17 protein-coding genes are annotated in these 24,725 nt (G+C 62.5%); 7 read left to right on the top strand and 10 right to left on the bottom strand.

Going from position 1 to position 24,725, the window contains the following annotated elements; genetic code table 11:
• Positions 1 to 27: 27 nt before the first annotated feature.
• Both HX790_RS00380 and HX790_RS00375 read left to right on the top strand, forming a co-directional pair.
• Positions 28 to 675: a nicotinamidase gene (locus HX790_RS00380; protein ID WP_017139608.1), complete on the top strand. Its 648-nt coding sequence runs from the start codon at positions 28 to 30 to the stop codon at positions 673 to 675.
• Positions 676 to 887: 212 nt separating this feature from the next.
• Complete coding sequence (locus HX790_RS00375; RefSeq protein ID WP_017139607.1) at positions 888 to 1,244, top strand: hypothetical protein; 357 nt, start codon at positions 888 to 890, stop codon at positions 1,242 to 1,244.
• Positions 1,245 to 1,283: 39 nt separating this feature from the next.
• Here HX790_RS00375 and HX790_RS00370 read toward each other — a convergent pair whose 3' ends face one another.
• From HX790_RS00370 to HX790_RS00340, 7 genes are read right to left on the bottom strand one after another with little or no spacing between them, the layout of a single operon-like run.
• Positions 1,284 to 2,315 carry an ABC transporter substrate-binding protein gene (locus tag HX790_RS00370; RefSeq protein WP_017139606.1) on the bottom strand — a complete coding sequence of 344 codons (1,032 nt, stop codon included), beginning with the start codon at positions 2,313 to 2,315 and terminating at the stop codon, positions 1,284 to 1,286.
• 12 nt (positions 2,316 to 2,327) lie between these two features.
• Positions 2,328 to 3,425: an FAD-binding oxidoreductase gene (locus HX790_RS00365; protein ID WP_017139605.1), complete on the bottom strand. Its 1,098-nt coding sequence runs from the start codon at positions 3,423 to 3,425 to the stop codon at positions 2,328 to 2,330.
• On the bottom strand, positions 3,422 to 4,765 hold the full coding sequence (locus tag HX790_RS00360; RefSeq protein WP_017139604.1) for an NAD(P)/FAD-dependent oxidoreductase: 1,344 nt from the start codon (positions 4,763 to 4,765) through the stop codon (positions 3,422 to 3,424). The genes HX790_RS00365 and HX790_RS00360 overlap by 4 nt, the downstream gene beginning before the upstream one ends.
• On the bottom strand, positions 4,762 to 5,052 hold the full coding sequence (locus HX790_RS00355) for a (2Fe-2S)-binding protein (RefSeq protein WP_176991094.1): 291 nt from the start codon (positions 5,050 to 5,052) through the stop codon (positions 4,762 to 4,764). The genes HX790_RS00360 and HX790_RS00355 overlap by 4 nt, the downstream gene beginning before the upstream one ends.
• Positions 5,052 to 5,846, bottom strand: coding sequence for an ABC transporter permease (locus HX790_RS00350; protein WP_176991093.1), 795 nt, complete (start codon positions 5,844 to 5,846; stop codon positions 5,052 to 5,054). Before HX790_RS00350 ends, HX790_RS00355 begins: the two co-directional genes overlap by 1 nt.
• Before the next feature lie 4 nt (positions 5,847 to 5,850).
• Positions 5,851 to 6,696 carry an ABC transporter permease gene (locus HX790_RS00345; protein ID WP_017139601.1) on the bottom strand — a complete coding sequence of 282 codons (846 nt, stop codon included), beginning with the start codon at positions 6,694 to 6,696 and terminating at the stop codon, positions 5,851 to 5,853.
• Positions 6,693 to 7,721, bottom strand: a complete 1,029-nt coding sequence (locus HX790_RS00340) for an ABC transporter ATP-binding protein (RefSeq protein ID WP_017139600.1) — start codon at positions 7,719 to 7,721, stop codon at positions 6,693 to 6,695. Before HX790_RS00340 ends, HX790_RS00345 begins: the two co-directional genes overlap by 4 nt.
• Positions 7,722 to 7,963: 242 nt before the next feature.
• Between HX790_RS00340 and HX790_RS00335 the strand changes: the two genes are divergently transcribed.
• The 3 genes from HX790_RS00335 (at position 7,964) to HX790_RS00325 (ending at position 10,996) form a co-directional block, all read left to right on the top strand.
• Positions 7,964 to 8,794 (top strand): IclR family transcriptional regulator, encoded by an 831-nt coding sequence (locus HX790_RS00335; protein ID WP_017139599.1) that lies wholly within the window; start codon positions 7,964 to 7,966, stop codon positions 8,792 to 8,794.
• A gap of 248 nt (positions 8,795 to 9,042) precedes the next feature.
• The gene (locus tag HX790_RS00330) at positions 9,043 to 9,615 is read left to right on the top strand and encodes a DUF2239 family protein (RefSeq protein ID WP_099549280.1); all 573 of its coding nucleotides are present in this window, start codon (positions 9,043 to 9,045) and stop codon (positions 9,613 to 9,615) included.
• Between the two features lie 25 nt (positions 9,616 to 9,640).
• Complete coding sequence (locus HX790_RS00325) at positions 9,641 to 10,996, top strand: MATE family efflux transporter (RefSeq protein WP_017139597.1); 1,356 nt, start codon at positions 9,641 to 9,643, stop codon at positions 10,994 to 10,996.
• Here the strand turns inward: HX790_RS00325 and HX790_RS00320 are convergent.
• Positions 10,980 to 11,573 (bottom strand): TetR/AcrR family transcriptional regulator, encoded by a 594-nt coding sequence (locus tag HX790_RS00320; RefSeq protein ID WP_176991092.1) that lies wholly within the window; start codon positions 11,571 to 11,573, stop codon positions 10,980 to 10,982. The two genes, HX790_RS00325 and HX790_RS00320, sit on opposite strands and share 17 nt — an antisense overlap.
• 141 nt (positions 11,574 to 11,714) lie before the next feature.
• Here HX790_RS00320 and HX790_RS00315 point away from each other — a divergent pair, with 141 nt between their 5' ends.
• Entirely contained in the window at positions 11,715 to 12,920 is a 1,206-nt protein-coding gene (locus HX790_RS00315) for an MFS transporter (protein ID WP_176991091.1), read from the top strand.
• On the opposite strand, the gene HX790_RS00310 is transcribed toward HX790_RS00315, so the two are convergent.
• Together HX790_RS00310 and HX790_RS00305 are read right to left on the bottom strand one after the other, a co-directional pair.
• Complete coding sequence (locus HX790_RS00310) at positions 12,887 to 13,252, bottom strand: type II toxin-antitoxin system HicB family antitoxin (RefSeq protein ID WP_176991090.1); 366 nt, start codon at positions 13,250 to 13,252, stop codon at positions 12,887 to 12,889. The two genes, HX790_RS00315 and HX790_RS00310, sit on opposite strands and share 34 nt — an antisense overlap.
• Positions 13,237 to 13,500 (bottom strand): type II toxin-antitoxin system HicA family toxin, encoded by a 264-nt coding sequence (locus tag HX790_RS00305; protein WP_017139593.1) that lies wholly within the window; start codon positions 13,498 to 13,500, stop codon positions 13,237 to 13,239. Before HX790_RS00305 ends, HX790_RS00310 begins: the two co-directional genes overlap by 16 nt.
• A gap of 209 nt (positions 13,501 to 13,709) precedes the next feature.
• On the opposite strand from HX790_RS00305, the gene HX790_RS00300 reads away from it, so the two are divergent.
• On the top strand, positions 13,710 to 24,725 hold the full coding sequence (locus HX790_RS00300; RefSeq protein ID WP_176991089.1) for a non-ribosomal peptide synthetase: 11,016 nt from the start codon (positions 13,710 to 13,712) through the stop codon (positions 24,723 to 24,725).

Raw genomic sequence — 24,725 nt, 5'->3', positions numbered from 1 at the left:
TTACCTGCACCTCACAGGAGTGCCGCCATGCCCCTTGCGAAAACTGCCATTGCCTCATTCGACGTCGACCCTCAAAAGAGTTTCACGCCGCTGTGCCCCAATGAACTGCCGGTGGCCGGTGGCGACCAGATCGGTGCCGAACTCAACTACATGGCCAGTCTTGCCGGTTACCGTGTCGGCAGCAAAGACGCACATACCCCGCAAGCACCGTGGGTGGTCACGCAACCTGGCGACATGCTCAAGCCCACCGGCCTTGAGCATGCCGACCTTACCTGGCTCAGTCATTGTGTGCCGGGCACTGAAGGCTTCACCTTGCTCGACGAATTACCCACCCCGTATGACTACGACTACTTCATCTGGAAGGGCGTTGAACCCGACCTGCATCCCTATGGCGCCTGTTACCACGACCTGCACGACAAGCTGTCCACGGGGGTTATCGAGTACCTCAAGGCCCAGGGCGTGCGTCGCGTGATCGTGGGTGGCCTGGCCCTGGACTTCTGCGTCAAGACCACCGCCTTGCAACTGCTCAAGGCTGGCTTGGAAGTGGTTCTGCACCTGCCGGCGTGCCGAGGCATCAGCGAGGCGGGTGGTGCGGCGGCGGTAGAGGAGTTGCTCAATGCCGGTGCAGTCATCAGCCGTAGTCGCGAAGAGCTGAGCGCGATGGCCACGCGCTAACTGCAGGCCCGGTAACGTGCTGTGCCGGTGTTTCGCGGCTAGAGCGGTAGTTCTGCGCGTTAAAAAATGAGACGCGTCCTACATCACTCGCTGGGAGTTACTGATTACCCTCTACGCTTTTGCACAAGCGGCCTTGTCTGGCCGGGGGGCGCTATCGCGTGAGGGAGTCAACTGCAAACCGTGTTGCCCGGTTCCTGCCGGAATTTATGCTTATGGTCGTTGTAAGCCTGCTTTCAGGCGGGGCCGCTACCTTTCTGGCGAGCACCACCTATTTGCGCCGCCTTGGCCCGGCGATGCAAACCGGATGTACCGTTGCGCTGTTGCTGGGCTTGATGATTTTATCTGGCCTTGGCCATTGGATGCTGGCACGCGGGCGCGTTGCTTCCACTGGATGGCATACCGGCTATTTTGTCCTCTGCTTGATAGTGGTGACCCCGACCATTCAATACCGGCCCCACGCGCTGGCTTATCTGTTGGGGGTTGTGTTTCCACTGCTGGGAATACTTCTGCTAAACACTTACCGCTATCACGACATGCGACTGAAACTGGCAAACATTCGCTGCCCGTAGCTCCCGCGCAGTCACGCGGGAGCACACCAGGCCTGCCCGCTACCGCTCGATCGAGCGGCTCCACCGCGCATTCCACTCCGGCCGCGCCTGGTTCACCTGGTCCCAATCAATCGAAATCGCTGTCTGCAAGTAACCTTGCATGGCCTCCACCCGCGCGCGGGTTTTGTCGGTGGTTGGCGTAGTCGGATTCGACGGGATCTGGTCACCTTCTTCCAGCGCCGGCGCCTGGGCTTGGGCGGTCAGCAAGAAGGCCGCAAGTTTCTGTGCCAGTTCCGGCTGGTCATTACGCGCAATCACGCATTCGGCCACGTTGAGCACCACTGCGCCTTCCTTGGGCTGGGCGTATTCCATCGGGATGCCGAGCAATTGCTGCGTGGTCACTTGAGTCGGGGTGAGCGGGAAGATCGCCGCTTCGTCGGTCTGTACCATCTCGGAAATCTTCGCGGAGCTGGCGATGTATTCCAGAACGTTGGGGCCGATGGTCTTTGGCCAGGCCTTGAAGCCTGGCTCCACGTTGGTTTCGGAGCCGCCCTGGATGCGGTTGAACATCAAGAAACCGTGCAGGCCGAAGGTGGAGGAGGCCAGCGATTGGAACACCACTTTGTCCTTGAATCGCGGATCGGCCAGGTCCATCCATGAGGTGGGCGCGGCCCAGCCTTTTTCCTTGAACATCTTGGCGTTGTAGCCCAGGCCCGTGACGCCCAGGGTCACGGCAACCGCTTCATCCTTGATTTTGGCCTTGGCCGGGATCTGGTCCAGGGTCGGGTTGGGTGTGAGTTTGTCGCACAGGCCCATGGAAATGGCGCGGTACATGATGCCGTCGTCGAGGAACATCACGTGCATCTGCGGGTTGTCTTTGTTGGCCTGGACCTTGGCGAGGATGTCCGACGAGGTGCCGGGCACAATCACCACCTTGACGTTATTGGCCTTCTCGAACGCGGGCAGCACCTTGTCGGCGTACACCCGTTCCATGGTGCCGCCGTTCATGCCCAAGTATAGCGTTGGCGCGGCATGGGCGGTGGCGGTGAGCAAGGCGAGGGGCAAGCAGGACAGCGCGATACGTGGGTTCATGGGTTTTTCCTCTCAGGCTTGGAAACGACGAATGGAAAACGCTTCGATGGGTTGGCGGCTGGCGCCTGTGCAGACGATCTCTGCCAGGGCTTCACCGACGGCGGGGCCGAGCTGGAACCCGGCGCCGGCAAAGCCGAAACCGTGGAGCAGGCCAGGTTGGGTGCTGCTGGGGCCGATCACCGGTTCTTGATCGGGTAAGTAACCTTCGGTGCCGCTCCAGGTACGAATCGCCTGGGCACCCTTGAGAAACGGGTACAGTTCGCCGGCATTGCGCAGAATCTCCAAAACTGCCGCTTGCCCAGGGCGCGCCGTCAGCGGGCCAAGGGCAAAACCACGGCCGCCGCCGAGGATGCAATTGCCACGGGCGACCTGCCGCGCATAAATCCCGCCGCCTTCAACGCCGGTGCTCACGTTCATCACCACCGGCAGCGGCTCGGTCACCAGCATCGCCGGGTGTGCCGAGGTAATCGGCACCGGCTCGCCAAATTGCGCGGCAACCGTACCGGCCCAGGCCCCCGCGCAGTTCAGCAACCACGGCGCGTGCAGGTGCAGGCCATTGGCGCAGCGCACCTGGAAGCACTGGCCGTTATGATCGATCTGAGTCACTTCGGCCTGCTCGTGCACCGCCGCGCCAAGGCGCTGCGCCGCACGGGCGAAAGCGGGCGACACCAGGCGCGGGTTGGCATGCCCGTCTTCAGGGCACAGCGAGGCGCCCACCGCGATATCCCCGACCCAAGGGAAGCGAGCGCGCAGTTCGGTGTAATCCAACAACTGCAAGCCCAGGCCAAAGCCACGGGTCTGTTCGGCATAGGCTTGCAGCGCGGCGAAATCCCCATGGCTGCGCGCCAGTTTCAAATGCCCGGACCGCACATACTCGCCGTCGATGCCGATCAACCCCGGCAGGTCGGCCCACAGTTCATGGGCGCGTTGTGACAGTGGCAGTTGATGCAAGGGGCGGCCCTGGCGGCGCACACCGCCGTAATTCACGCCGCTGGAGTGCGAGCCACAAAAGTCTCGCTCCACCAAGGCCACACGCTGGCCTTTTTGCGCGAGCATCAACGCCGCCGAGGCGCCGACGATGCCGCCACCCAACACGATCACGTCGATCATGGCTGCACCTGCACACCAAACGGCAGCGGCTTGATCGGCGCCTGACCGCGCAGGCGGCCAACGTCTTGTATGGCGCGACCGCTGCGCTCGGCCACAATCTCTGCTGCCGCCAGGCCGCACATGCGGCCCTGGCAGCGGCCCATGCCGACCCGGCAGTGGGCTTTGACCCGGTTGATTTCCCAGTGGCCTTCATCGACGACGGCGCGTACGTCGCCGACGCTGACTTCTTCGCAGCGGCACAGGATTAACTCATCCGGCGCCTGTGCAGCCCATTGCTCGGGGAAAGGGAACGCGGTTTCCAGCCCACGGCGAAAGCGCTGGATACCCGCCAGTTGCTGCTCAAGCAGCGTTGGGCGAAGCGGATCGATGGCAATGCCTGAATCTTCCAGGACCGCCAACGCCGCACGTTCACCGGCCATCTGCGCGGCATCGGCGCCCATGATCCCGGCCCCGTCACCGGCCAGGTACACGCTGCTGACGCTGCTGCGCCCGGCACTGTCGCGCTGTGGCAGCCAGGCGCGATTCAAGCTGTTCCAGGCAAATTCACAGCCGAGCAAATCCGCCAGTTGCGTCTCGCTGCGCAGCGCATGGGCGAACGCCACGGCATCGCATTCCACTACGTGCTTATCCCAGCGGATGCCACGCACCCGTTGCTCGCCGTCGATTTGCTGGAGCGTCGCGCCCTGATACACGGGAACCCCATAGGCAGTGAGCCAGGCACGGTAATAAATGCCTTTGGCCAGGGTCGCCGGTTGCCCCAGCAGCGCCGGCAAAGCACGGCACTGGGCACTGAACGGCGCGCTGTCGAGCACCGCCACCACCTTGGCCCCGGCCTTGGCGTATTGGTACGCGACCAGATACAGCAACGGCCCGCTGCCACACAACGCCACGCGTTCTCCGATGGCGCAGCCCTGGTATTTCAACGCGATTTGCGCAGCGCCAAGGCTGTAGACACCAGGCAAGGTCCAGCCGGGCACCGGCAGAATGCGGTCGGTGGCGCCGGTGGCGACGATAATCTGCGCGTACTCCACGCTTTCGGCGTAGCCGTTAGTCAACATATCCAGGCGACCGTCCTCGGCATTCCACACCAGGGTTTCGGGCCGGTAGTCGATCAGCGGCGCCAACTCATCCAGTGTGCGGTGTACGGCCGTAGCCTTGCCCGCCTCAAAGCCATACAGTTGCTTGGCCGAGCGCTGAAAATTAGCCGGTTGGCGCCGGTAAATCTGCCCGCCGCCGCGCAGGCTTTCATCCACCAGGCAAGGCTTGACGCCATGGTCGAGTAAGGTGCGCGCCGCGCTGATGCCCGCCGGGCCTGCGCCCACAATCACGATCGGTTTCATGCCTGACGCCCCGGATCGCGGCTGATCGCCTGGCCCTCTTGCAGCAGCGTCGAGCAAGCCCGCACACGGCGCCCATCCTCCAGCCGCACCCAGCAGTCCTGGCACGCGCCCATCAGGCAGAAACCGGCGCGGCGTTCGGCGCTGAAATCGCTGCCGCGCAGGTGCTCGGCGTAGGTCAATATGGCGGTGAGCAACGTGTCGCCCAGCAAACCGGTGGCCGGTTGCCCGTCGAGGGTGAAGGCCAGGGCAGGGCGCCGGGTTTCGGCCAAGCGTTTGAACAAGGCCATCAATGTTTCCCCACCAGTACGCGGTCCAGGCCATAAACCCGGTCGAGCAGGATCATGGTGGCTGCGGTGAGTGCAATGACCAGCGCCGAGACCGCCGCCATCATCGGGTCGATGGACTCGGTGGCGTACACGTACATGCGCACCGGCAGGGTTTGCGTGGCTGGCGAGCTGACAAAAATAGACAGCGTCACTTCATCGAAACTGTTGATGAACGCCAGCAACCAGCCGCCGGCCACGCCCGGCAGAATCATCGGTAAGGTGATTTGACGGAACAGCGTGAAGCGCCCGGCACCCAGCGATTCGGCGGCTTGCTCGGCACTGCGATCAATGCCGATGGCCGACGCCAACACCAGGCGCAGCACATACGGCGTGATGATCACCACGTGCGCCAGCATCAGCCAGGTGAAGCTGCCATTGACGCCCATCAGCGCAAACAGGCGCAGCATCGCCACGCCCAGCACCAGGTGCGGGATGATGATAGGCGAGAGGAACAACGCGCTGAAAAAGTTGCGCCCCGGGAACTGATAACGGCTGATCGCCAAGGCGGCGGGCACTGCAATCAACGTGGCCAAGGTGGCGGCGGTAAACGCCAGGATCAGGCTGTTGTAGAACGCCTGGATAAAGTCGGCACGCTCGAACACCGCGCGAAACCAGCGCAGCGAGAAGCCCGAGGTGGGCAGGCTCAAGGTGTTTTCCGGGGTGAAGGCCACCAGGCACACCACCACCAGCGGCGCCATCATGAACAGCACCACCACACCATGAAAACCGAGGGCCAAAGGACCGTTTCTGGACATGCGCTTAAACCCCCAGGGACTTTTTGTAGCGGCCTTCGACCATGCGGTTCCAGCTCAGCATGATCAGCAAATTGACCAACAGCAGCACCACCGCAATGGTCGCGCCCATGGGCCAGTTGAGTTCCGAGAGGTACTGGTCGTACACCACGGTGGCGACCATTTTCAGGCGGCGTCCGCCGAGCAGGCCGGGGATCGCAAACGAACTGGCGGCCAAGCCGAACACGATCAAGGTGCCGGACAGCACGCCCGGCATCACTTGCGGTAATACGATCTTGCGCATCACCGTGGCCTGGCTTGCGCCCAGCGACAACGCCGCCTGTTCCGCCGACGGGTCGAGCTTTTGCAGCGAGGTCCATACCGGGATGATCATGAACGGCAGCATCACGTGCACCAGTGCAATCACCACGGCGAACGGCGTGTACAGCAGCTTCACCGGGCGCCCGCCGAGGAATTGGATGACTTGGTTGACCAGCCCATCGGCGCCGAGCAACAAGCTCCAGCCGAAGGCGCGCACCACCACCGAAATCAGCAGCGGCGTGAGGATCAAAATCAAAAAGATTGAGCGCCACGGCGTGCCCATACGGCTGAGGATGTAGGCTTCGGGTACGCCGATCACCACGCACAGCAGGGTCACCAGGGCGCTGATCCAGAAGGTGCGCCAGAAGATCTCGTAGAAGTACGCATCGCTGAACAGCGACAGGTAGTGGGCAAAGGTCCACTCACCAGCCTTCACGCCCACCTGGTAGTCGAACACGTTGAACGACAGCACCAGGGTCATGAACAGCGGCAGGATCAGCAGGCCGCTGAACAGCAGCAGCGCCGGCAGCGACAACAGATAACCGCGGCTCATGCGCGCACCTCATCGGCCGCCAGCACACGCAGCAATTCGGCGTGCCAGTCCAGGCCCACCGGCGCGCCGCAGCCGAGCGGCGCGCTGCCGTCATTGCTGCGTACCACGGTAATTTCGCCCAGAGACGTTTGGATGCGGTAGAGCCACTGGCTGCCGAAGAAATAACTGTCGAGAACCTTGCCCTGCAGGCGGCCTGCGCCGGCATCCACCAGCTGGATTTTTTCCGGGCGCAGGCTCAGTACCAGTTCGCCTTTGCCGCCGACAAGACGCACTTGCGCAGTGCCGAATTCGTCATAGTCACCGGCCAGCAGGTTGGCCTTGCCGACAAAGTCCGAGATAAACCGCGTACGTGGGTGTTCGTAGAGCTTGTAGGGCGCGTCGATCTGGGTCACGCGCCCGGCCTGCATCACCACCACGCGGTCGCTGATCGACAGCGCTTCGGCCTGATCGTGGGTGACCATCAAGGTGGTGATGCCCACGGCGCACTGGATGCGGCGGATTTCAAACTGCATTTCTTCGCGCAGGTTGGCATCGAGGTTGGACAGTGGCTCATCGAGCAGCAGCACGGGCGGCTCGATCACCAGCGCACGCGCCAGGGCCACACGTTGGCGCTGGCCGCCGGACAATTCACGCGGGTAGCGCTCGGCGTGCGGGGCCAGGCGTACCAGTTCCAACACGGTTTTGACTTTGCTGGCGATTTCGGCGGCCGGCACTTTGCGCATCTTCAGGCCGAAGGCCACGTTGTCACGCACGCTCATGTGCGGGAACAACGCATAGCTCTGGAATACCACGCCCAAGCCACGGCTGGCGGGTTTGGCGTGGGTGATGTCGCGGCCGTCGAGCAGGATCTGCCCGCCGCTCACGTCCACAAAACCGGCGATCATTTGCAGCGTGGTGGTTTTGCCGCAGCCCGAAGGGCCGAGCAGGGAAACGAACTCGCCTTTTTCCACCGCAAGGTCGGTGGCGACCACAGCGTCGACGGCGCCGTAGCGTTTGCTCAAGGCGTTGAGTTGGAGAAAAGCCATGTCTGCGTTCCACCTTTTTTGAGACGCGTCGAAACGCGCTTTTTTGTTTTGGGCAGATGCGAAAAGAGTGTTGCGGGTGCGTTGGCGCTCGATCTCACGTCGGCTGCTCGTTGTTGTTCATTTCGCCCCTGTGGACGCAGATTAGGACGAAGACTAGGATGGGCGGAAGATAGAATTTCACTGAACGGACTATTATTTTCAATTTTATTCATTCACCAGAATGTATGCCGAGATTAAGTGTTATGAATTCCACTGAGCGGAATGAAAACGGTAAGGAAGTCGGCGCTGGGAGCGTCTCTCGGCTGTTTGCGTTATTGCGCACGTTGGGCGAAGTGCCCGAAGGCGGTGAGCGCGTCACTCAGCTCGCGCAGCAAGTCGGGCTGTCGCAACCCACCACGCACCGGCTGCTACGCAGCCTGATGGAGGAGGGCATGGTTGAGCAGGATGCGCGCAGTAAGCGCTATCGCCTGAGCCTGGAGTTCTTCGCCCTGGCGGCCAACGCGGGTAAGACTGGTAATTTGCGCGATCTGGTGCGCCCGAGCATGTTGCGCCTGAGTGCTTCATTGGGCGATTCGCTGTTTTTGCTGGCGCGCAGCGGCTTTGATGCGATCTGCCTGGACCGCAGCGAAGGGCCGTATCCGATTCGCACCTTCACTGGCGATATCGGCGGGCGCGTGGCGCTCGGCGTGGGGCAGGGCAGCCTGGCGATTCTGGCGTTCTTGCCGGAGGAGGAGCGTGAGACGGTGATTCGCTACAACCTGCCACGCCTCAAGGATTTTCACCTGTATGACGAGGTGTTGTTGCGCTCCGAGGTCGAGAATGTGCGGCGTCTGGGTTATGCGGCGCGTAACACCGGCGTGCTCGAAGGCATGGCCGGGTTGGCGGTGCCGATTCTGAATCGCGACGGGCACGCGGTGGCGGCGCTGAGTGTGGCGACCATCAGTGACCGCTTGGGGCCGAGCCGGTTGCCGATGGTGGTGGAGTTGCTCAAGCGCGAAGCGGCGGCGATCGGGCCACGGATCAACCCGTTTGATCCGACGTTGCGTCGGCCGTCGCAGACCTTTGGTGGCTAGCTCATCTCAACGCAATGAAGATCCGCTTTTGTGTGGGAGCTGGCTTGCCTGCGATGGCGGTAAACCAGTCGCCGAAGATGCAAGCTGCCAAATCGCAATCGCAGGCAAGCCAGCTCCCACAGGTTCAGGTTGCAGCTAACGCGACAAGTGTGTGGCCGCGCCGACGGTTTTTACCGCATCGGTTTGCGGATTATTGAAATATAGTTAATATAATCCGGGTAAAATAAATATCGCCCGGGTAATAATAAATGCCTATTCAAAATACAGCAGTCTGCACTGCCTTTGTCCGTCACCAACGCGTGGCAGCCGGCGCCTATTCCCAGGTGGCCGAAGCGCTGGCGGGCCTTGACCTGCCCACCGGCAGTTTCCTGGTCTTCGACGATGCCACCGGCACCCAGGTCGATTATCCGTGGCCTGCGGATTATGCGCCTGTCCAAGCGGCACCGGCCCAAGTCGATGAAGCCCCTCCCGCGACGCCTTCGGTCGGGCGTCCCAAGCTGGGCGTGGTTGCGCGGGAAGTCACTCTGCTGCCGCGCCACTGGGAATGGCTGGGCCAACAACGTGGCGGCGCGTCGGCGGCGTTACGCCGGTTGGTGGATGAAGCGCGCACTGTTCACGCAGCTCATGATCAAATGCGCCAGGCCAAAGAAGCCAGCTATCGTTTCATGAGCGCCCTCGGCGGTGACCTGCCAGGGTTTGAAGACGCGTCACGGGCGCTGTTTGCCCATGATGGTGCTGACTTTTCCCATAAGATCGCGCATTGGCCGGTAGACGTGCAGACGTACCTGGCCTGGCTATCACGCAATGCCTTTACCGCATAACAATAATTCAAGGATTCAAACCAGCATGGACGTCACCCCAAAGCGGCCGTTGTGGCAGATCTACCTGATGTTTTTGGCACCCATGGTGCTGTCCAACTTCCTGCAAAGCTTTTCCGGCACCCTCAACGGCATCTATGTCGGGCAGATGCTCGGCACCCAGGCGCTGGCGGCGGTGTCGGGGATGTTCCCCATCGTATTTTTCTTTATTGCGTTGGTGATCGGCCTGGGGGCGGGCGCTTCAGTGTTGATAGGGCAAGCCTGGGGCGCCCAGGAAACTGCGATGGTCAAGGTGATTACCGGCGCCACCCTGACACTTGGCGCGTTGGTGGGCTTGATCGCGGCAGTGCTGGGCAGCCTGTTCGCGCGCCCGGCGTTGCAGGCGTTGGGTACGCCAATCGATGTGCTCGACGACGCAGTGGGTTATGCCCAGATGATGATGTTGATCATGCCGCTGCTGCTGGTGTTTATCCTCTACACCCAGCTGTTACGGGGAGTGAGTGATACGGTTTCGCCGTTGCTGGCGTTGATGGTCTCGACCCTGGTCGGCCTGCTGCTGACCCCGGCGCTGATTCGCGGCTGGATCGGCTTGCCACCCATGGGGATTCAGAGTGCGGTGTATGCAGGCTTGGTGGGCAACGCGGCGGCCATGCTGTTTCTGATTTTGCGCCTGCGGCATAAAAACCATGTGATGGCGCCGGACCGTGAACTGCTCGCGGCCTTGCGCCTGGACCGGGCCATCCTCGGCAAGGTCCTGCGCATCGGCTTGCCAACCGGCTTGCAGATGGTGGTGTTGTCGCTGTCGGAGCTGGTGATTCTGGCGCTGGTCAACGGTCACGGCTCACAAGCTACGGCGGCCTATGGCGCGGTGACGCAGATCGTCAACTATGTGCAGTTCCCGGCGCTGTCGATTGCGATCACGGCCTCGATCCTCGGTGCCCAGGCGATTGGTGCCGGGCGCCTGGAGCGTATCGGGCCGATCCTGCGCACCGGGCTTGTGATCAATCTGTGTCTCACCGGTGGCTTGATCCTGTTGGGTTACTTGTTGTCCCACTGGTTGCTGGGTTTGTTCATCACGGACGACGCGGCGCGGCTCAATGCCGAGCACCTGCTGCATATCATGCTGTGGAGCATCCTGGTGTTCGGGTTCCAGGCGGTGATCGGCGGGATCATGCGCGCCAGCGGCGTGGTGTTGATGCCGGTGGCGATTTCGATCTTCTGTGTGCTGTGTGTCGAGTTGCCAATGGCGTATCTGTTCAACGCGCACTTCGGCCTGGAAGGCGTGTGGATGGCGTTTCCGGTGACCTACCTGGCGATGCTGGTGTTGCAGACCGCCTATTACCGCTTGGTGTGGCGCCACAAGCAGATCAAACGGCTGGTGTGACAGGTTGCTTCAGGCCTTGCAGTAACAGCTCCAGGCCCTGCAAACCTTCTTGCAGACGCACGTGTGGGTGTTCGTCACGGGCGATCCACAGGGCCGTGTTGACCAGGCTGCCATTGATCAACTGAGCCAGCGCGACGCTGGGGGCTCGCGCGATGACACCGGCCTGCATCATCGCCTCCAGCAACTGGCGCAGGGATTCCACGCATTGTTGCTGGGAACCGGTATCACCGAGTACCGCAGGCGCATCCTGCAACACGATGCGTTGGATCTCGCCATCCTGGGCCATGCGCAAATAGGCGCGGCAGCGCTCACAAAAGCCGCTCCAGGGCTCCTGCGCCTGATCGCTGATGCCTTGCAGGCGCGCGTCCATCTCCGCGTCGATCTCGGCGACCACCGCCGCCAATAAACCTTTCTTGTCGCCGAAGTGATGGTACAACGCACCGCGGGTGAGGCCGGCGCGCGCGGTAAAATCATCCATCGAAGTGTTGGCGTAGCCTTGGGTAGCGAAGGCTTGGCGAGCGCTGGCGATCAGCCGGGCACGGGTGGCGTCGATCATTTCGGTACGGACTCGGCTCATGGGTAAGGCTCGCGTTATCTCAGTGAGTGATTGACATACGCTGCGTATGTTACGCATGATTTGTCACATACGCACCGTATGTATTTTGCCTTGATACCTGCAAATCGCAAGTTTCAAGGGTTGAGGAAGAGGTTAAGCAGGATGGCAAATCCCTACGCCGAGTTATTCCAGGCCCCAGGCAGCCGGGCGTTTGTACTGGCGGGCATGCTTGCGCGCATGCCGATTTCGATGACCGGCATCGGCCTGATCACCATGCTCTCGCAAGTGCATGGCGGTTATGGCCTGGCAGGCTCGGTGGCGGCAGTGTTTGCCCTGGCGACGGCATTCTGCGCGCCGCAGGTGTCCCGCCTGGTGGACCGCTATGGCCAGGGTCGGGTGCTGCCGGTTGCGGCGCTGATCGGCGGCGGAGCGTTGTTGCTGCTGTTGCTGTGCACACGCTTGCAGGCGCCAGCCTGGACGCTGTTTGTGTTCGCCGCACTGGCTGGTTGCATGCCGAACATGTCGGCCATGGTACGGGCGCGCTGGACCGAGCTGTACCGCGGCCAGCCCAGGCTGCAAACCGCGTTTGCTCTGGAGTCAGTGCTTGATGAGGTGTGTTTTATTATTGGCCCGCCAATTTCGGTGGGGCTGTGCGTGGTGCTGTTCCCGGAAGCGGGGCCGTTGGTGGCGGCGTTGCTGTTGGCGGTTGGCGTCACCACGTTTGTGCTGCAGCGCGCGACAGAACCGCCGGTGCACGCGCAACAAGACCACCACGGCCGCTGGTTGATCGCCTCACCGTCGGTATTGATCCTGATGATCCTGCTGCTCGCCATGGGCGTGATCGTGGGTGTGGTGGACGTGGTCAGCGTAGCCTTTGCCCAACACCAGGGCCAACCGGCGGCGGCCAGTATCGTGCTGTCGGTGTATGCCATCGGCTCGTGCCTGGCGGGTTTGGCCTTTGGCATGCTCAAGCTCAAGGCGCCGTTGCCTCGGCAGTTTCTGTTTTGCGGCGTAGCCACGGCGTTGACCACATTACCGCTACTGCTGGTGACCAACATCCCCGGTCTGGCGGCGGCGATTTTTATCTCCGGGCTGTTCTTTGCCCCAACGTTGATCGTCTCCATGGCCCTGGTGGAGCAGGTGGTGCCGCCCAGCCGCCTGACTGAAGGCATGACCTGGCTGATCACCGGCCTGAGCATCGGCGTGGCCATTGGTGCAGCCAGCTCCGGTTGGATGATCGACCACTTTGGCGCTGCCAGCGGGTTCTGGGTGGCATTGGCGGCGGGGGCGGTGGTGTTGGGTTCAGCCGCGTTTGGGTATCGGCGGTTGGGGCGTCAGCCTACCGCCGGGAGTGGTTCTGCGCAGTGATGTTGCAAAAACTCATTCAACGCCTGCCGCGTCAGGTCATTGAGCGTCACTTTCTTGCGCGTCGCTGCCAGGGCCGCTGCCAAATGCAGGTCATGCCCCACTCGCACGTTGAATGAACCCTTGCAAGGCTTCTCCGGGGTTTGCCCCAGCGTCTGGCAGGTCACGAGGTAGTCATCCACGGCCTCACGGAACGCCGCGTCCAGCTCGGCCACGGTTTTGCCTTCGTAGCTCAGCAGTGCCTTGATGAACAGCACCTTGCCGAACAGGCAGTTGTCTTCGAGGCTGGCTTCGATAGAGCCGATGTAGCCTTGGTGTTTCAGTTGGTTGTCCACTGAATCAGTTCTCCTGATTTCAATTGTTCGATGATCTGGCGCCGAATGTAGTGTTTCAGTTCGTTGCCGGGATGGGGCCTGTGCAAGGTGATCATTGCACTGGGGTTGCCGATATCGAATTTTACGCGGCTTCCAGCCCCTTCAATCTGTCTGTAGCCGAGCTGGTGCAGCAGCGTTACCAGCTCAGGCCAGGTAAAAGCCATGTGCTCATTGAGCAGTTTGGCGAGCAGCTTTTCATTTTTGGACACGGCGTTCCCTGCGTGTAACTAAATGTAGTTGCAAAAAGTGGTGTTCGTCAATGCTAGCCTGAGTTTGCGAGCCTTGGCTGAGATTGATGTAACCCTTGATGACACCGCGCTTCACGCCGCTTACGCCCCGCTAATTTTTCCTTGTCCGGTTCGTTTTATAGGGACGACGTGCCTTTGTGCTTCCTGCCTATTGTTCCGGACTCCAAGAAATGAATGCTGAAGACTCCTTGAAACTTGCTCGCCGGTTTATCGGGTTGCCCCTGGAGAAACGCCAGGTTTTCCTGCAAGCCCTGCAGAAAGAAGGCGTGGATTTTTCCCGGTTTCCGATTCCGGCGGGCGTGGACGTGGAGGACCGCCAGGCGCTGTCCTACGCGCAGCAGCGCATGTGGTTTCTGTGGCAACTGGACCCGGCCAGTGGTGCCTATAACCTACCCGGCGCGGTGCGGTTAAAAGGCGCCCTCAGCCTGCGCGCACTGGAGCAGGCATTCGCAAGCCTGGTGGCACGTCATGAAACCCTGCGCACGGTGTTCCAGCGCCAGGCCGACGATCGTTTGCTGCAAGTTGCCATCGAGCCGTCGGTTGCCGTCGAGCCTCTGGACTTCAGTGCGCTGGGCTTTGACGAACGCGAGCAGGCCGTCAACCAGGCGGCGACCCGTCAATCACTGCTGCCGTTCGATCTGGAAAACGGCCCACTGCTGCGCGTGCAATTGCTCAAGCTCGATGCGCAAGAGCATGTGCTGCTGCTGACCCTGCACCACATCGTCTCCGATGGCTGGTCGATGAATGTGCTGATCGACGAGTTCATTCGCTGCTACGACGCCCACGAACGCCACGAGACGCCGCAATTGCCGGCGCTGCCGATCCAGTACAGCGACTACGCCCTGTGGCAGCGCCGTTGGCTGGAAGCGGGGGAGCAGGCACGCCAGCTTGAATACTGGCAGGCACGTCTGGGTGATGAGCATCCGGTTCTGGAACTGCCCACCGATCGCCCGCGTCCGGCCATGCCCAGCTACCAGGGCACCCGGCATAATTTCGCCATCGATTCAGGCCTCGCCGCGCAGCTGCGTAGTTGCGCGCAAAAGCACAACGTCACCCTGTTCATGTTGCTGCTGGGCGCTTTCAACGTGTTGTTGCATCGCTACACGGGGCAGGGCGATATCCGCGTCGGTGTGCCGATCGCCAATCGTAATCGCAGTGAGGTCGAAGGGCTGATCGGTTTTTTCGTCAACACTCAGGTTCTGCGTACCGAGTTAACCGGGCAAACCCGTGTCGCCGAACTGTTGCAGGGCATCAAGGAGCACGCCCTCGGCGCCCAGGCCCATCAGGAGCTGCCGTTCGAGCGTCTGGTGGAAGCCCTCAAGGTCGAGCGCAGCCTGAGCCATACGCCGCTGTTTCAGGTGATGTACAACCACCAGCCGGTGGTAGCGGACATTGCCTCGGTGAGCACCGCCTCCGGTCTGGAACTGGCGCTGGTGGAGTGGCAAGGCCGTACCACCCAGTTCGACCTGACCCTGGATACCTATGAAAAGTCCGGCACCTTGCACGCTGCGTTGACCTACGCCAACGACCTGTTTGACGCGCCCTCTATTGCACGCATGGCCGAGCACTGGGTCAGCCTGCTGCAGGCCATGGTTTCCGGCGACGAACACCGCATCGGTGAGTTGCCGATGCTGGCCGCCGATGAGCAGCAGGTGCTGGTCCAGGCATGGAACCAGACGGCCCAGGCGTACCCGACCGCGCAAGGAGTGCATCGGCTCATTGAAGAGCAGGTACAGCGCACCCCGGATGCTCCGGCGCTGGTGTTTGGTGCGACCACGTTGAGCTATGCCCAGCTCGACGCCCGCGCCAACCAGTTGGCCCATGCCTTGCGCGAGCAGGGCGTTGGCCCTGACGTGCTGGTGGGTATCTGTGTGGAGCGTTCGGTCGAGATGGTGGTGGGCCTGTTGGCGATCCTCAAGGCCGGCGGTGCCTATGTGCCGTTGGACCCCGAATACCCCCAGGAACGCCTCGCCTACATGATCGAAGACAGCGGCATCACGCTGTTGCTCAGCCAGCAAAGCCTGCAGGCTTCGCTGCCGATTAATGGCGTGCAAGTGATCGTTCTGGACCAGGCGCCGGGTTGGCTTGCCGGCTATAGCAGTGAATCACCGGCCGTGGCCATCCAGGCGCTCAACTTGGCCTACGTGATTTACACCTCCGGTTCCACCGGCAAACCCAAGGGCGCCGGCAACAGCCATCGCGCGCTGGTCAACCGTTTGTGCTGGATGCAGCAGGCTTACGGTTTGGACGCCAGCGATGCGGTCTTGCAGAAAACCCCGTTCAGCTTTGATGTGTCGGTGTGGGAATTTTTCTGGCCATTGATGACCGGCGCTCGGCTGGTGGTCGCCGCTCCTGGCGAACATCGCGAGCCGGCGCGACTGATCGAGACCATCGGCCGTCACGCCATTACCACCTTGCACTTCGTGCCGTCGATGCTTCAGGCGTTTATCCATGAGGCGGGCGTGCAGGCTTGTACGAGCCTCAAACGCATCGTGTGCAGCGGCGAAGCCTTGCCGTTGGACGCGCAGTTGCAGGTGTTCGCCAAACTGCCAGCGACGGGTTTGTTCAACCTCTACGGCCCCACCGAAGCCGCCATCGACGTCACCCATTGGACATGCGTCGACGAAGGCGCCGACAGCGTGCCCATCGGTCGTCCGATTGCCAACCTGGCTACCTATGTCCTCGACGCCCAGCTCAACCCGGTGCCCGCCGGTGTCTCTGGCGAGTTGTACCTGGGCGGTGTCGGCCTCGCGCGCAGCTATCACCGCCGCCCGGGCTTGACCGCCGAACGCTTTGTGCCGAGCCCTTTTGTTGACGGAGAGCGCCTCTATCGCACCGGCGACCGCGTGCGCCAGCGTGCCGATGGCGTGATCGAGTACCTCGGCCGCCTCGACCATCAGGTCAAGCTGCGCGGCTTGCGTATCGAGCTGGGCGAAATCGAAACCCGCCTGATCCAACACCCGCAGGTGCGAGAAGCGGTGGTGCTGGTGCAGGGCGGCAAACAGCTGGTTGCCTACCTGGTTAACGAGGGTGAAGCGCCGAGCGACCTCAAGGCCTGGTTGCTCAGCAGCCTGCCGGAATACATGGTGCCCACGCACTTCGTCACCCTGGCCAAACTGCCGGTCACTGCCAACGGCAAGCTCGACCGCAAGGCGCTGCCGTTGCCGGATGCTGCGCCGCAGCAAGCCTTTATCGCGCCTGAAAACGCCCTGCAAAAAGCCCTGGCGGCAATCTGGAGTGATGTGCTCGGCGCCGCGCAAGTCGGTCTGGACGACAACTTCTTCGAGCTGGGTGGCGACTCGATTATCTCCATCCAAGTGGTCAGCCGCGCCCGTCAGGCGGGGATTCGCCTCAGCCCGCGTGACCTGTTCCAGTACCAGAGCGTGCGCAGCCTGGCGCTGGTGGCGAGCTTTGAACAGGCGGCGGTTATCGATCAGGGGCCAGTCAGCGGCGAGGTGATCCTCACGCCCGTGCAACACAGCTTTTTCGAGCAGGTGATCCCGGCGCGCCAGCATTGGAACCAGTCGCTGCTGTTGGCCCCGCGTGAAGCCCTGGAGCCCGCGCGCATTGACGCGGCCTTGACCCGTTTGATTAACCACCATGACGCCCTGCGCCTGCGTTTTGTGCGCCAGGCAGACGGTTGGCAGCAGGCCCACGCCGAGCCGGTTGCAAGTGCTTCAGTGTGGCAGGCCCAAGTCGCTGACGAGGCTGAGCTGGCCGCACTTTGCGACAAGGCACACGGCAGCCTCAACCTTGAACAGGGTCCGCTGCTGCGCGCGGTACTGGTCTCGATGGCAGACGGCGCCCAGCGCCTGCTGCTGGTGGTGCATCACCTGGTGGTCGATGGCGTGTCGTGGCGCATCCTGCTCGAAGACCTGCAGCAGGCTTACCGCAACGCTGCGCTGCCGGCCAAGACCAGTGCCTACCAAGACTGGGCGCAGCAGTTGCAGGCCCATGCGCTGACGCTGGGCAACCAACTGCCGTATTGGCAGGCCCAGACCGCGAGCGCCGATCTGCCCTGCGACAACCCCCAGGGCGGCCTGCAGAATCGCCTGGGCAGCAAGCTCGAAATCCGCTTGAGCGCCGAACACACCCGTCAACTGCTGCAAGACGCCCCGGCGGCCTACCGCACCCAGGTCAATGACTTGCTGCTAACCGCGCTGGCGCGAGTGGTCAGCCGCTGGAGCGAGCAGCCTGCCGCGCTGATCCAGCTGGAAGGCCATGGCCGTGAAGACCTGTTCGACACGCTTGACTTGAGCCGCACCGTGGGCTGGTTCACCAGCCTGTTCCCGGTGCGCCTGCAAGCTGATGGCGAGCTGTCGGCGGCGATCAAGTCGGTGAAGGAGCAACTGCGCGCCGTGCCGCACAAAGGCATTGGCTACGGCCAGCTGCGCTACCTCGGCACGCCTGACGCCCGTCAAGCCCTCTCGAACCTGGCCGCGCCACGCATCACGTTCAACTACCTGGGGCAGTTCGACCGCCAGTTCAACGAGTCGGCGCTGTTCGTTCCCGCCACCCAGGGCAGTGGGCAGGCTCAAGACCCGGAGGCGCCGCTGGCTAACTGGCTGACGGTGGAGGGGCAGGTGTACGGCGGTGAATTGGCCCTGCAGTGGGGGTTCAGCCGTGAAATGTTCGAGGTCGCGACTATCCAGCAGCTGGCGGATGATTACCAGCAGGAACTGCTGGCCCTGATCGCGCATTGCGTCGACCCTAAACAGGGCGGCCTGACACCGGCCGACGTGACCCTGGCGCATTTGACCCAGCCCCAGCTCGACGAGTTGGCACTGCCGGCAAGGGACGTGCAGGACCTGTACCCGCTGTCGCCGATGCAACAGGGCATGCTGTTTCACAGCCTCTACCAACAGGGCGAGGATGATATTTACGTCAGCCAGCTGCGCGCCGATGTGCACGGGCTGGACGTGGCAGTCTTCCAGCGCGCCTGGGCGCAAGTGCTGGCACGGCATGACATGTTGCGCACCGGGTTTGTCTGGCAGGACGACCAGGGCCAGGCCCTGCAAGTGGTGTATCGACAGGTCAGCTTGCCGTTCACCGATCTCGACTGGCGTGGCCGTCAGGACCTTCCCGCCGCCCTGGGTAGCCTGGCCGCCGAGCACCACCGCGAGGGCTTCGAGCTGGCGCGTCCGCCGTTGCTGCGAGTGGCGTTGGTACGTACGGCTGAAGACTGCTGGCACTTGATCTACACCAGCCATCACATCCTGATGGATGGCTGGAGTAACGCACTGGTGCTCAATGAAGTGCTGCAGGCCTGCAAGGGCCAGGCATTGGCGCCGGTGGGCGCGGGGTTTTCCCAGCACATCGCCTGGTTGCAGCAGCAGGATCCGGCGTTGGGCGAGGCCTTTTGGCGCCAGCGCCTGGCGCAGTTGGACGAGCCGACGCACCTGGCGCGCAGTGTGGCCAAGAGCCCAGCGCAGAGTGCGGGTGAATACGGTGAAGTCCTGTGTGAGTGGGATGCTATCCAGACTCAGCGCCTGACGGCCTTCGCCCGTGCACACCAAGTGACCCTCAATACCCTGGTGCAATCGGCGTGGCTGTTGCTGCTGCAACGCTACACCGGCCAGTCCAGCGTCGCCTGTGGGGTGACGGTGTCCGGGCGCCCGGCGCAGTTGGCGGATGTCGAGCAGCAAGTCGGCCTGTTCATCAACACCTTGCCGCTGATTGCCGCCGCCAGCCCGGCGCAAAGCGTCAGCGATTGGGTGCGATGCGTACAGGCACTGAACCTGGAAATGCGCGAGCATGAACACACGCCGCTGTTTGATATCCAGCGCTGGGCCGGTTCGGCCGGTGAGGCATTATTCGACACGCTGGTGGTGTTCGAAAACTTCCCGGTGGCCAAGACGCTGGAACAGTCGGGCGAGGGCGGTTTGCGTTTCAGTGGCGTCAGTCATCAGGAGCGCACCAACTACCCGTTGACACTGACCGTGCACGGCGGCGAGCGCCTGAGCCTGCACCTGGAATACCTGCGTGCGCAGTTTGCCACCGACACCGTGCAGCACATTGGCAACTACTTGCAGGGCTTGCTGCAGCAATTTATCCAGGCGCCGGAGCAAGCCGTGGGCGCCATCCCCTTGCTGTTGGACCCTGAATACACCCGCGTGCTGCAAGACTGGAACCCGCGCAGTGTTGCTCAAACGGCCAAGGCAAGCGTATTGCAGCGCTTCCAACAACAAGCCGCGCTGCACCCGCAAAACATCGCACTGATCCTGGACCAGCAGCGTATGACCTACGCCGACCTCAACCTGCGCGCCAATCGCCTGGCCCATCGTCTGATCACGTTGGACGTCAGCGCCGACACCCTGGTGGGCGTGGCGGTGGACCGTTCCCTGGAAATGATCGTTGGCTTGCTGGCGGTGCTCAAGTCCGGTGGCGCTTATGTGCCGCTGGACCCGAAATACCCGGCCGAACGCCTGCAATGCATGATCGAGGACAGCGGTCTGCAATTACTGCTGACTCAGCAGCCGTTGGTGGCGCATCTGCCGATCAGCGCGAACCTGACGCTTGTGTGCCTGGAGTCCGGCGCAGACTGGTTGGCCGATTACAGTGCTGAAAACCCCGTGTCGAGGGCGCAGCCGGCCAACCTGGCCTACGTGATGTTCACTTCCGGCTCGACCGGCAGGCCAAAAGGCGTGGGCATCGACCTGGCGTCCCTGGCCCGGCATGTGGAGGTGTTCACCGAACTGTTTGCGCTGCAGGCCCATGACCGCGTGCTGCAATTTGGCACCTTCAACTTCGACGGTTTTGTCGAGCAGCTCTACCCGGCGCTGTGCTGCGGTGCGGCGGTGGTGGTACGCGGTGGCGAACTGTGGGACAGCGACACCTTCTACCAGCAACTGATTGAACACGATATTTCCGTGGTCGACCTGACCACGGCCTATTGGCTGTCTCTGGTGCGCGACTTTGCAGACCTAGGCCCACGTGATTATGGGCGCCTGCGCCAACTGCACATTGGCGGCGAAGCCATGCCGCCTGAAGGGCTGAATGCCTGGCGCGCAGCAGGCTTGCAGCATGTGCGGCTGCTCAATACCTACGGGCCTACCGAAGCCACCGTGACCGCCACTGCCCTGGACTGCGCCGCGTATGTCGAGGGCCGTGAAGCCTTGCCGTCGATGATGCCGATTGGCCGCGTGCTGGATGGCCGTGCCATTTACCTGCTGGATGCCAACCTCAACCCGGTGCCGGTAGGTGTCGCCGGCGAGTTGGTGATCGGCGGGCCGCTGCTGGCGCGGGGTTATTTCAAGCGTGCGGACCTGACGGCCCACCGCTTCATTCCCGATCCTTTCTGTGCTGACGGCGTCGGCCGTTTGTACCGCACCGGTGACCTGGCGCGCTATCGCGCCGATGGGATGATCGAGTACGTGGGGCGAATCGACCATCAGGTCAAGGTGCGAGGTTTCCGTATCGAGTTGGGTGAAATCGAAGCGCGCCTGCTGGTCCAGGCCAGTGTGCGCGAGGCGCTGGTGATCGCGGCGGACAACCAGTTGGTCGGCTATATCGTGGCCAGCCAGTCATTGTCCGACACCGAGCAGGCCCAGTTGCGCACGCAGCTCAAGGCCGCGTTGCGCCAAGAGCTGCCGGACTACATGGTGCCGGCGCATCTGCTGGTGCTGGAGCGCCTGCCGCTGAGCCCCAACGGCAAGCTCGACCGTGCCGCGCTGCCCAAGCCGGATACCAGCCAAGCTCTGGTCGATTGGGTTGCACCGGTCACCGAGACCCAGCAACGTGTCGCGGCCATCTGGGCCCAGGTGCTGGGCGCCGTACGGGTAGGGCTCAACGATCACTTCTTCGAGATGGGCGGGCATTCGTTGCTCGCCACGCAAGTGGTGTCCCGCTTGCGCCATGGCCTGGGGCTCGAAGTTGCACTGCGCACGCTGTTTGAGCAGCCCGTGCTGGGCGACTTTGTTAACACTCTGGCTGGGGTCAACACTCTGGCCGCGGTCAGCGCTTCGGCGCCGGCGATGGTGGCGGCGGATCGCGATCAGCCATTGTTGCTGTCCTATGCCCAGGAACGGCAGTGGTTCCTCTGGCAACTGGACCCGCACAGTTCGGCCTATCACGTGCCGAGTGCGCTGCGCTTGAAAGGTCCGCTGGACCGCTGCGCCCTGCAACGTGCCTTCGATACCCTGGTGGCGCGTCACGACAGCCTGCGCACGCATTTTCAGCAAGAAACCGACCGCACGGTGCAAGTGGTCAGCCCACAGGCGCGGATCGAACTCGCATTCGCGCTCACCGACCAAGCGCAGCTCAAATCCAGGGTGCAAGCGCTGGTGGCGCAACCGTTCGATCTGCGCCAGGGGCCGCTGATGCGTGTGAGCCTCTTGCGCCTGGCTGAAGACGAGCATGTGCTGGTCCTGGTGCAACATCACATCATCTCCGACGGCTGGTCGATGCAAGTGATGGTCGACGAACTGGTGCAGTTGTATACGGCCTACAGCCAAGACCAGGCCCTGCAATTGCCGGCGATGCCGATCCAATACGCCGACTACGCAAAATGGCAGCGCGATTGGATGGAAGCCGGTGAAAAGGCGCGCCAGCTCGACTACTGGCGTGAACTGCTCGGCGGCGAGCAACCGGTGCTGGAGTTGCCTTTTGATCACCAGCGCCCTGCGGTACCGTCCCATCGCGGCGCGCGTTTGTATATGGCGCTGCCGACCCCGTTGCTCGATGGCCTCAAGTCGTTGGCCCAGCGCGAAGGTGTGACGCTGTTCATGCTGTTGCTGGCCTCCTACCACGCGCTGTTGCATCGCTACAGCGGCCAGCAGGACATCCGTGTCGGCGTGCCAATCGCCAACCGCAACCGCGTAGAAACCGAACGGCTGATCGGCTTCTTCGTCAACACCCAGGTGCTCAAGGCCGAGATCGACGCGCAAACCACCGTTGCCCAGTTGCTGCAGCAGGTCAAACAGCGCGCCCTGGAAGCCCAGGCCCATCAGGACCTGCCGTTCGAGCAACTGGTCGAGGCCCTGCAACCTGAGCGCAGCCTGAGTTTGAGCCCGTTGTTCCAGGTGGCGTTCAACCACCACATCAGCCAGGCCAGCGAGCATTTACAGCGCCTGGCGCAGTTGGACATGAGCCCGGTGAGCTGGGATGAAACGGCCGCGCATTTCGACCTTACCCTGGATATCGAGGAGTCCCGTGACCAGTTGAGTGCGTCCCTGAGCTATGCGACCGACCTGTTCGTAGCGTCGACCATTGAACGCATGGCACGCCACTGGCAGAACCTGTTGCAGGCGATGGTTGCCGACCAGCAGCAGCCCATCAGCCAGTTGAACCTGCTCAGCCAGGATGAGCAACAGCACATCCTGCAGCTGTGGAACCAGGCCGACGCCGGTTTCTCGGCCGAGCGCCTGGTACACGAACTGTTCGCCGATCGCGCCCGGGAAACCCCGGATGCGGTGGCGGTCAAGTTCGATGCACAAACCCTGACTTATGACGAGCTGGACCGCCAGGCCAACCGCCTGGCCCATGCGCTGATCGCTCGTGGCGTCGGCCCGGAAGTGCGGGTGGCGATTGCCATGCCGCGCAGTGCGGAAATCATGGTGGCGTTCCTCGCAGTGATGAAAGCCGGTGGCGTGTATGTGCCGCTGGACATCGAATACCCGCGTGATCGTTTGCTGTACATGATGCAAGACAGCCGCGCCAAGTTGCTGCTGAGCCACACCAGCGCCTTGCCGCAATTGCCGCTCGCCGAGGGTCTGGACACACTGGCCATTGACCGCACCGAAGACTGGACCGGCTACAGCGATACCGCGCCGCAGGTAAATCTGGATGGCGATAACCTCGCCTACGTGATCTACACCTCCGGCTCCACCGGCATGCCCAAGGGCGTGGCCGTTTCCCACGGGCCACTGGTGGCGCACATCATCGCCACCGGGGAACGCTACGAAACCAGCCCGGCCGATTGCGAATTGCATTTCATGTCATTTGCCTTTGACGGCTCCCACGAAGGCTGGATGCACCCGCTGATCAATGGCGCCAGCGTGCTGATCCGCGACGACAGCCTGTGGCTGCCCGAATACACCTACGCGCAAATGCACCGTCACCACGTGACCATGGCCGTGTTCCCGCCGGTGTACCTGCAACAATTGGCCGAGCATGCCGAGCGCGATGGCAACCCGCCCAATGTGCGCGTGTACTGCTTCGGCGGTGATGCGGTGGCGCAGGCCAGTTACGACCTGGCTTGGCGCGCACTGAAACCAACATACCTGTTCAACGGCTACGGCCCGACCGAAACCGTGGTCACGCCATTGCTGTGGAAAGCCCGCCGAGGCGATCCCTGCGGCGCCGTCTACGCGCCGATCGGCACACTGTTGGGCAACCGCAGCGGCTACGTGTTGGACTCACAACTCAACCTGCAACCCATCGGCGTGGCTGGTGAGCTGTACCTCGGCGGCGAAGGCGTGGCCCGTGGTTATCTGGAGCGCCCGGCACTCACCGCCGAGCGTTTTGTGCCGGACCCGTTCGGCAAGCCTGGCAGCCGCGTTTACCGCAGCGGCGACCTGACCCGTGGCCGTGCGGACGGCGTGGTGGATTACCTCGGGCGTGTCGACCATCAGGTGAAAATTCGTGGTTTCCGTATTGAGTTGGGCGAGATCGAAGCACGCCTGCGCGAGCAGGACAGCGTCGGCGAAACCGTCGTCGTGGCCCAGGAAGGCCTGGCCGGTAAGCAATTGGTCGCCTATGTAGTGCCCGCCACCGTGCAGCTCGACCACACCGCGTTCCGCGACAGCCTGCGCCGGGCCCTGAAAACCCGGCTACCGGATTACATGGTGCCCACGCACTTCATGTTCCTGGACCAAATGCCATTGACCCCCAACGGCAAACTCGACCGCAAGGGCTTGCCCGAGCCGGATGCGAGCCTGATGCAGCAGCACTACGTCGCCCCGCAAACCGAGCTTGAGCAGCAGCTCGCCGCAATCTGGGCCGAGATTCTGCACCTGCCCCGCGTGGGCCTGGACGACAACTTCTTCGAAGTGGGCGGCCACTCCTTGCTGGCGATCCAGATCACTTCGCGGGTGCAGGCCGAACTGGGGCTGGAAGTGCCGCTGGTGGAAGTGTTCCAGACTGAAACGTTGCGCGCCTATGCCCAGGCCGCTGCCACCTTCCGCGCCGGCAGCGCGGAAGACTTTGATGATCTTCGTGACTTTTTGAGCGAACTAGAGGCGATTTGA

It is taken from the genome of Pseudomonas sp. IPO3747 (assembly GCF_013385245.1).
Taxonomy (GTDB): domain Bacteria; phylum Pseudomonadota; class Gammaproteobacteria; order Pseudomonadales; family Pseudomonadaceae; genus Aquipseudomonas; species Aquipseudomonas edaphica.
Note: the sequence above shows the minus strand (reverse complement) of the source record. Positions and strands in the feature narration are given on the sequence as shown.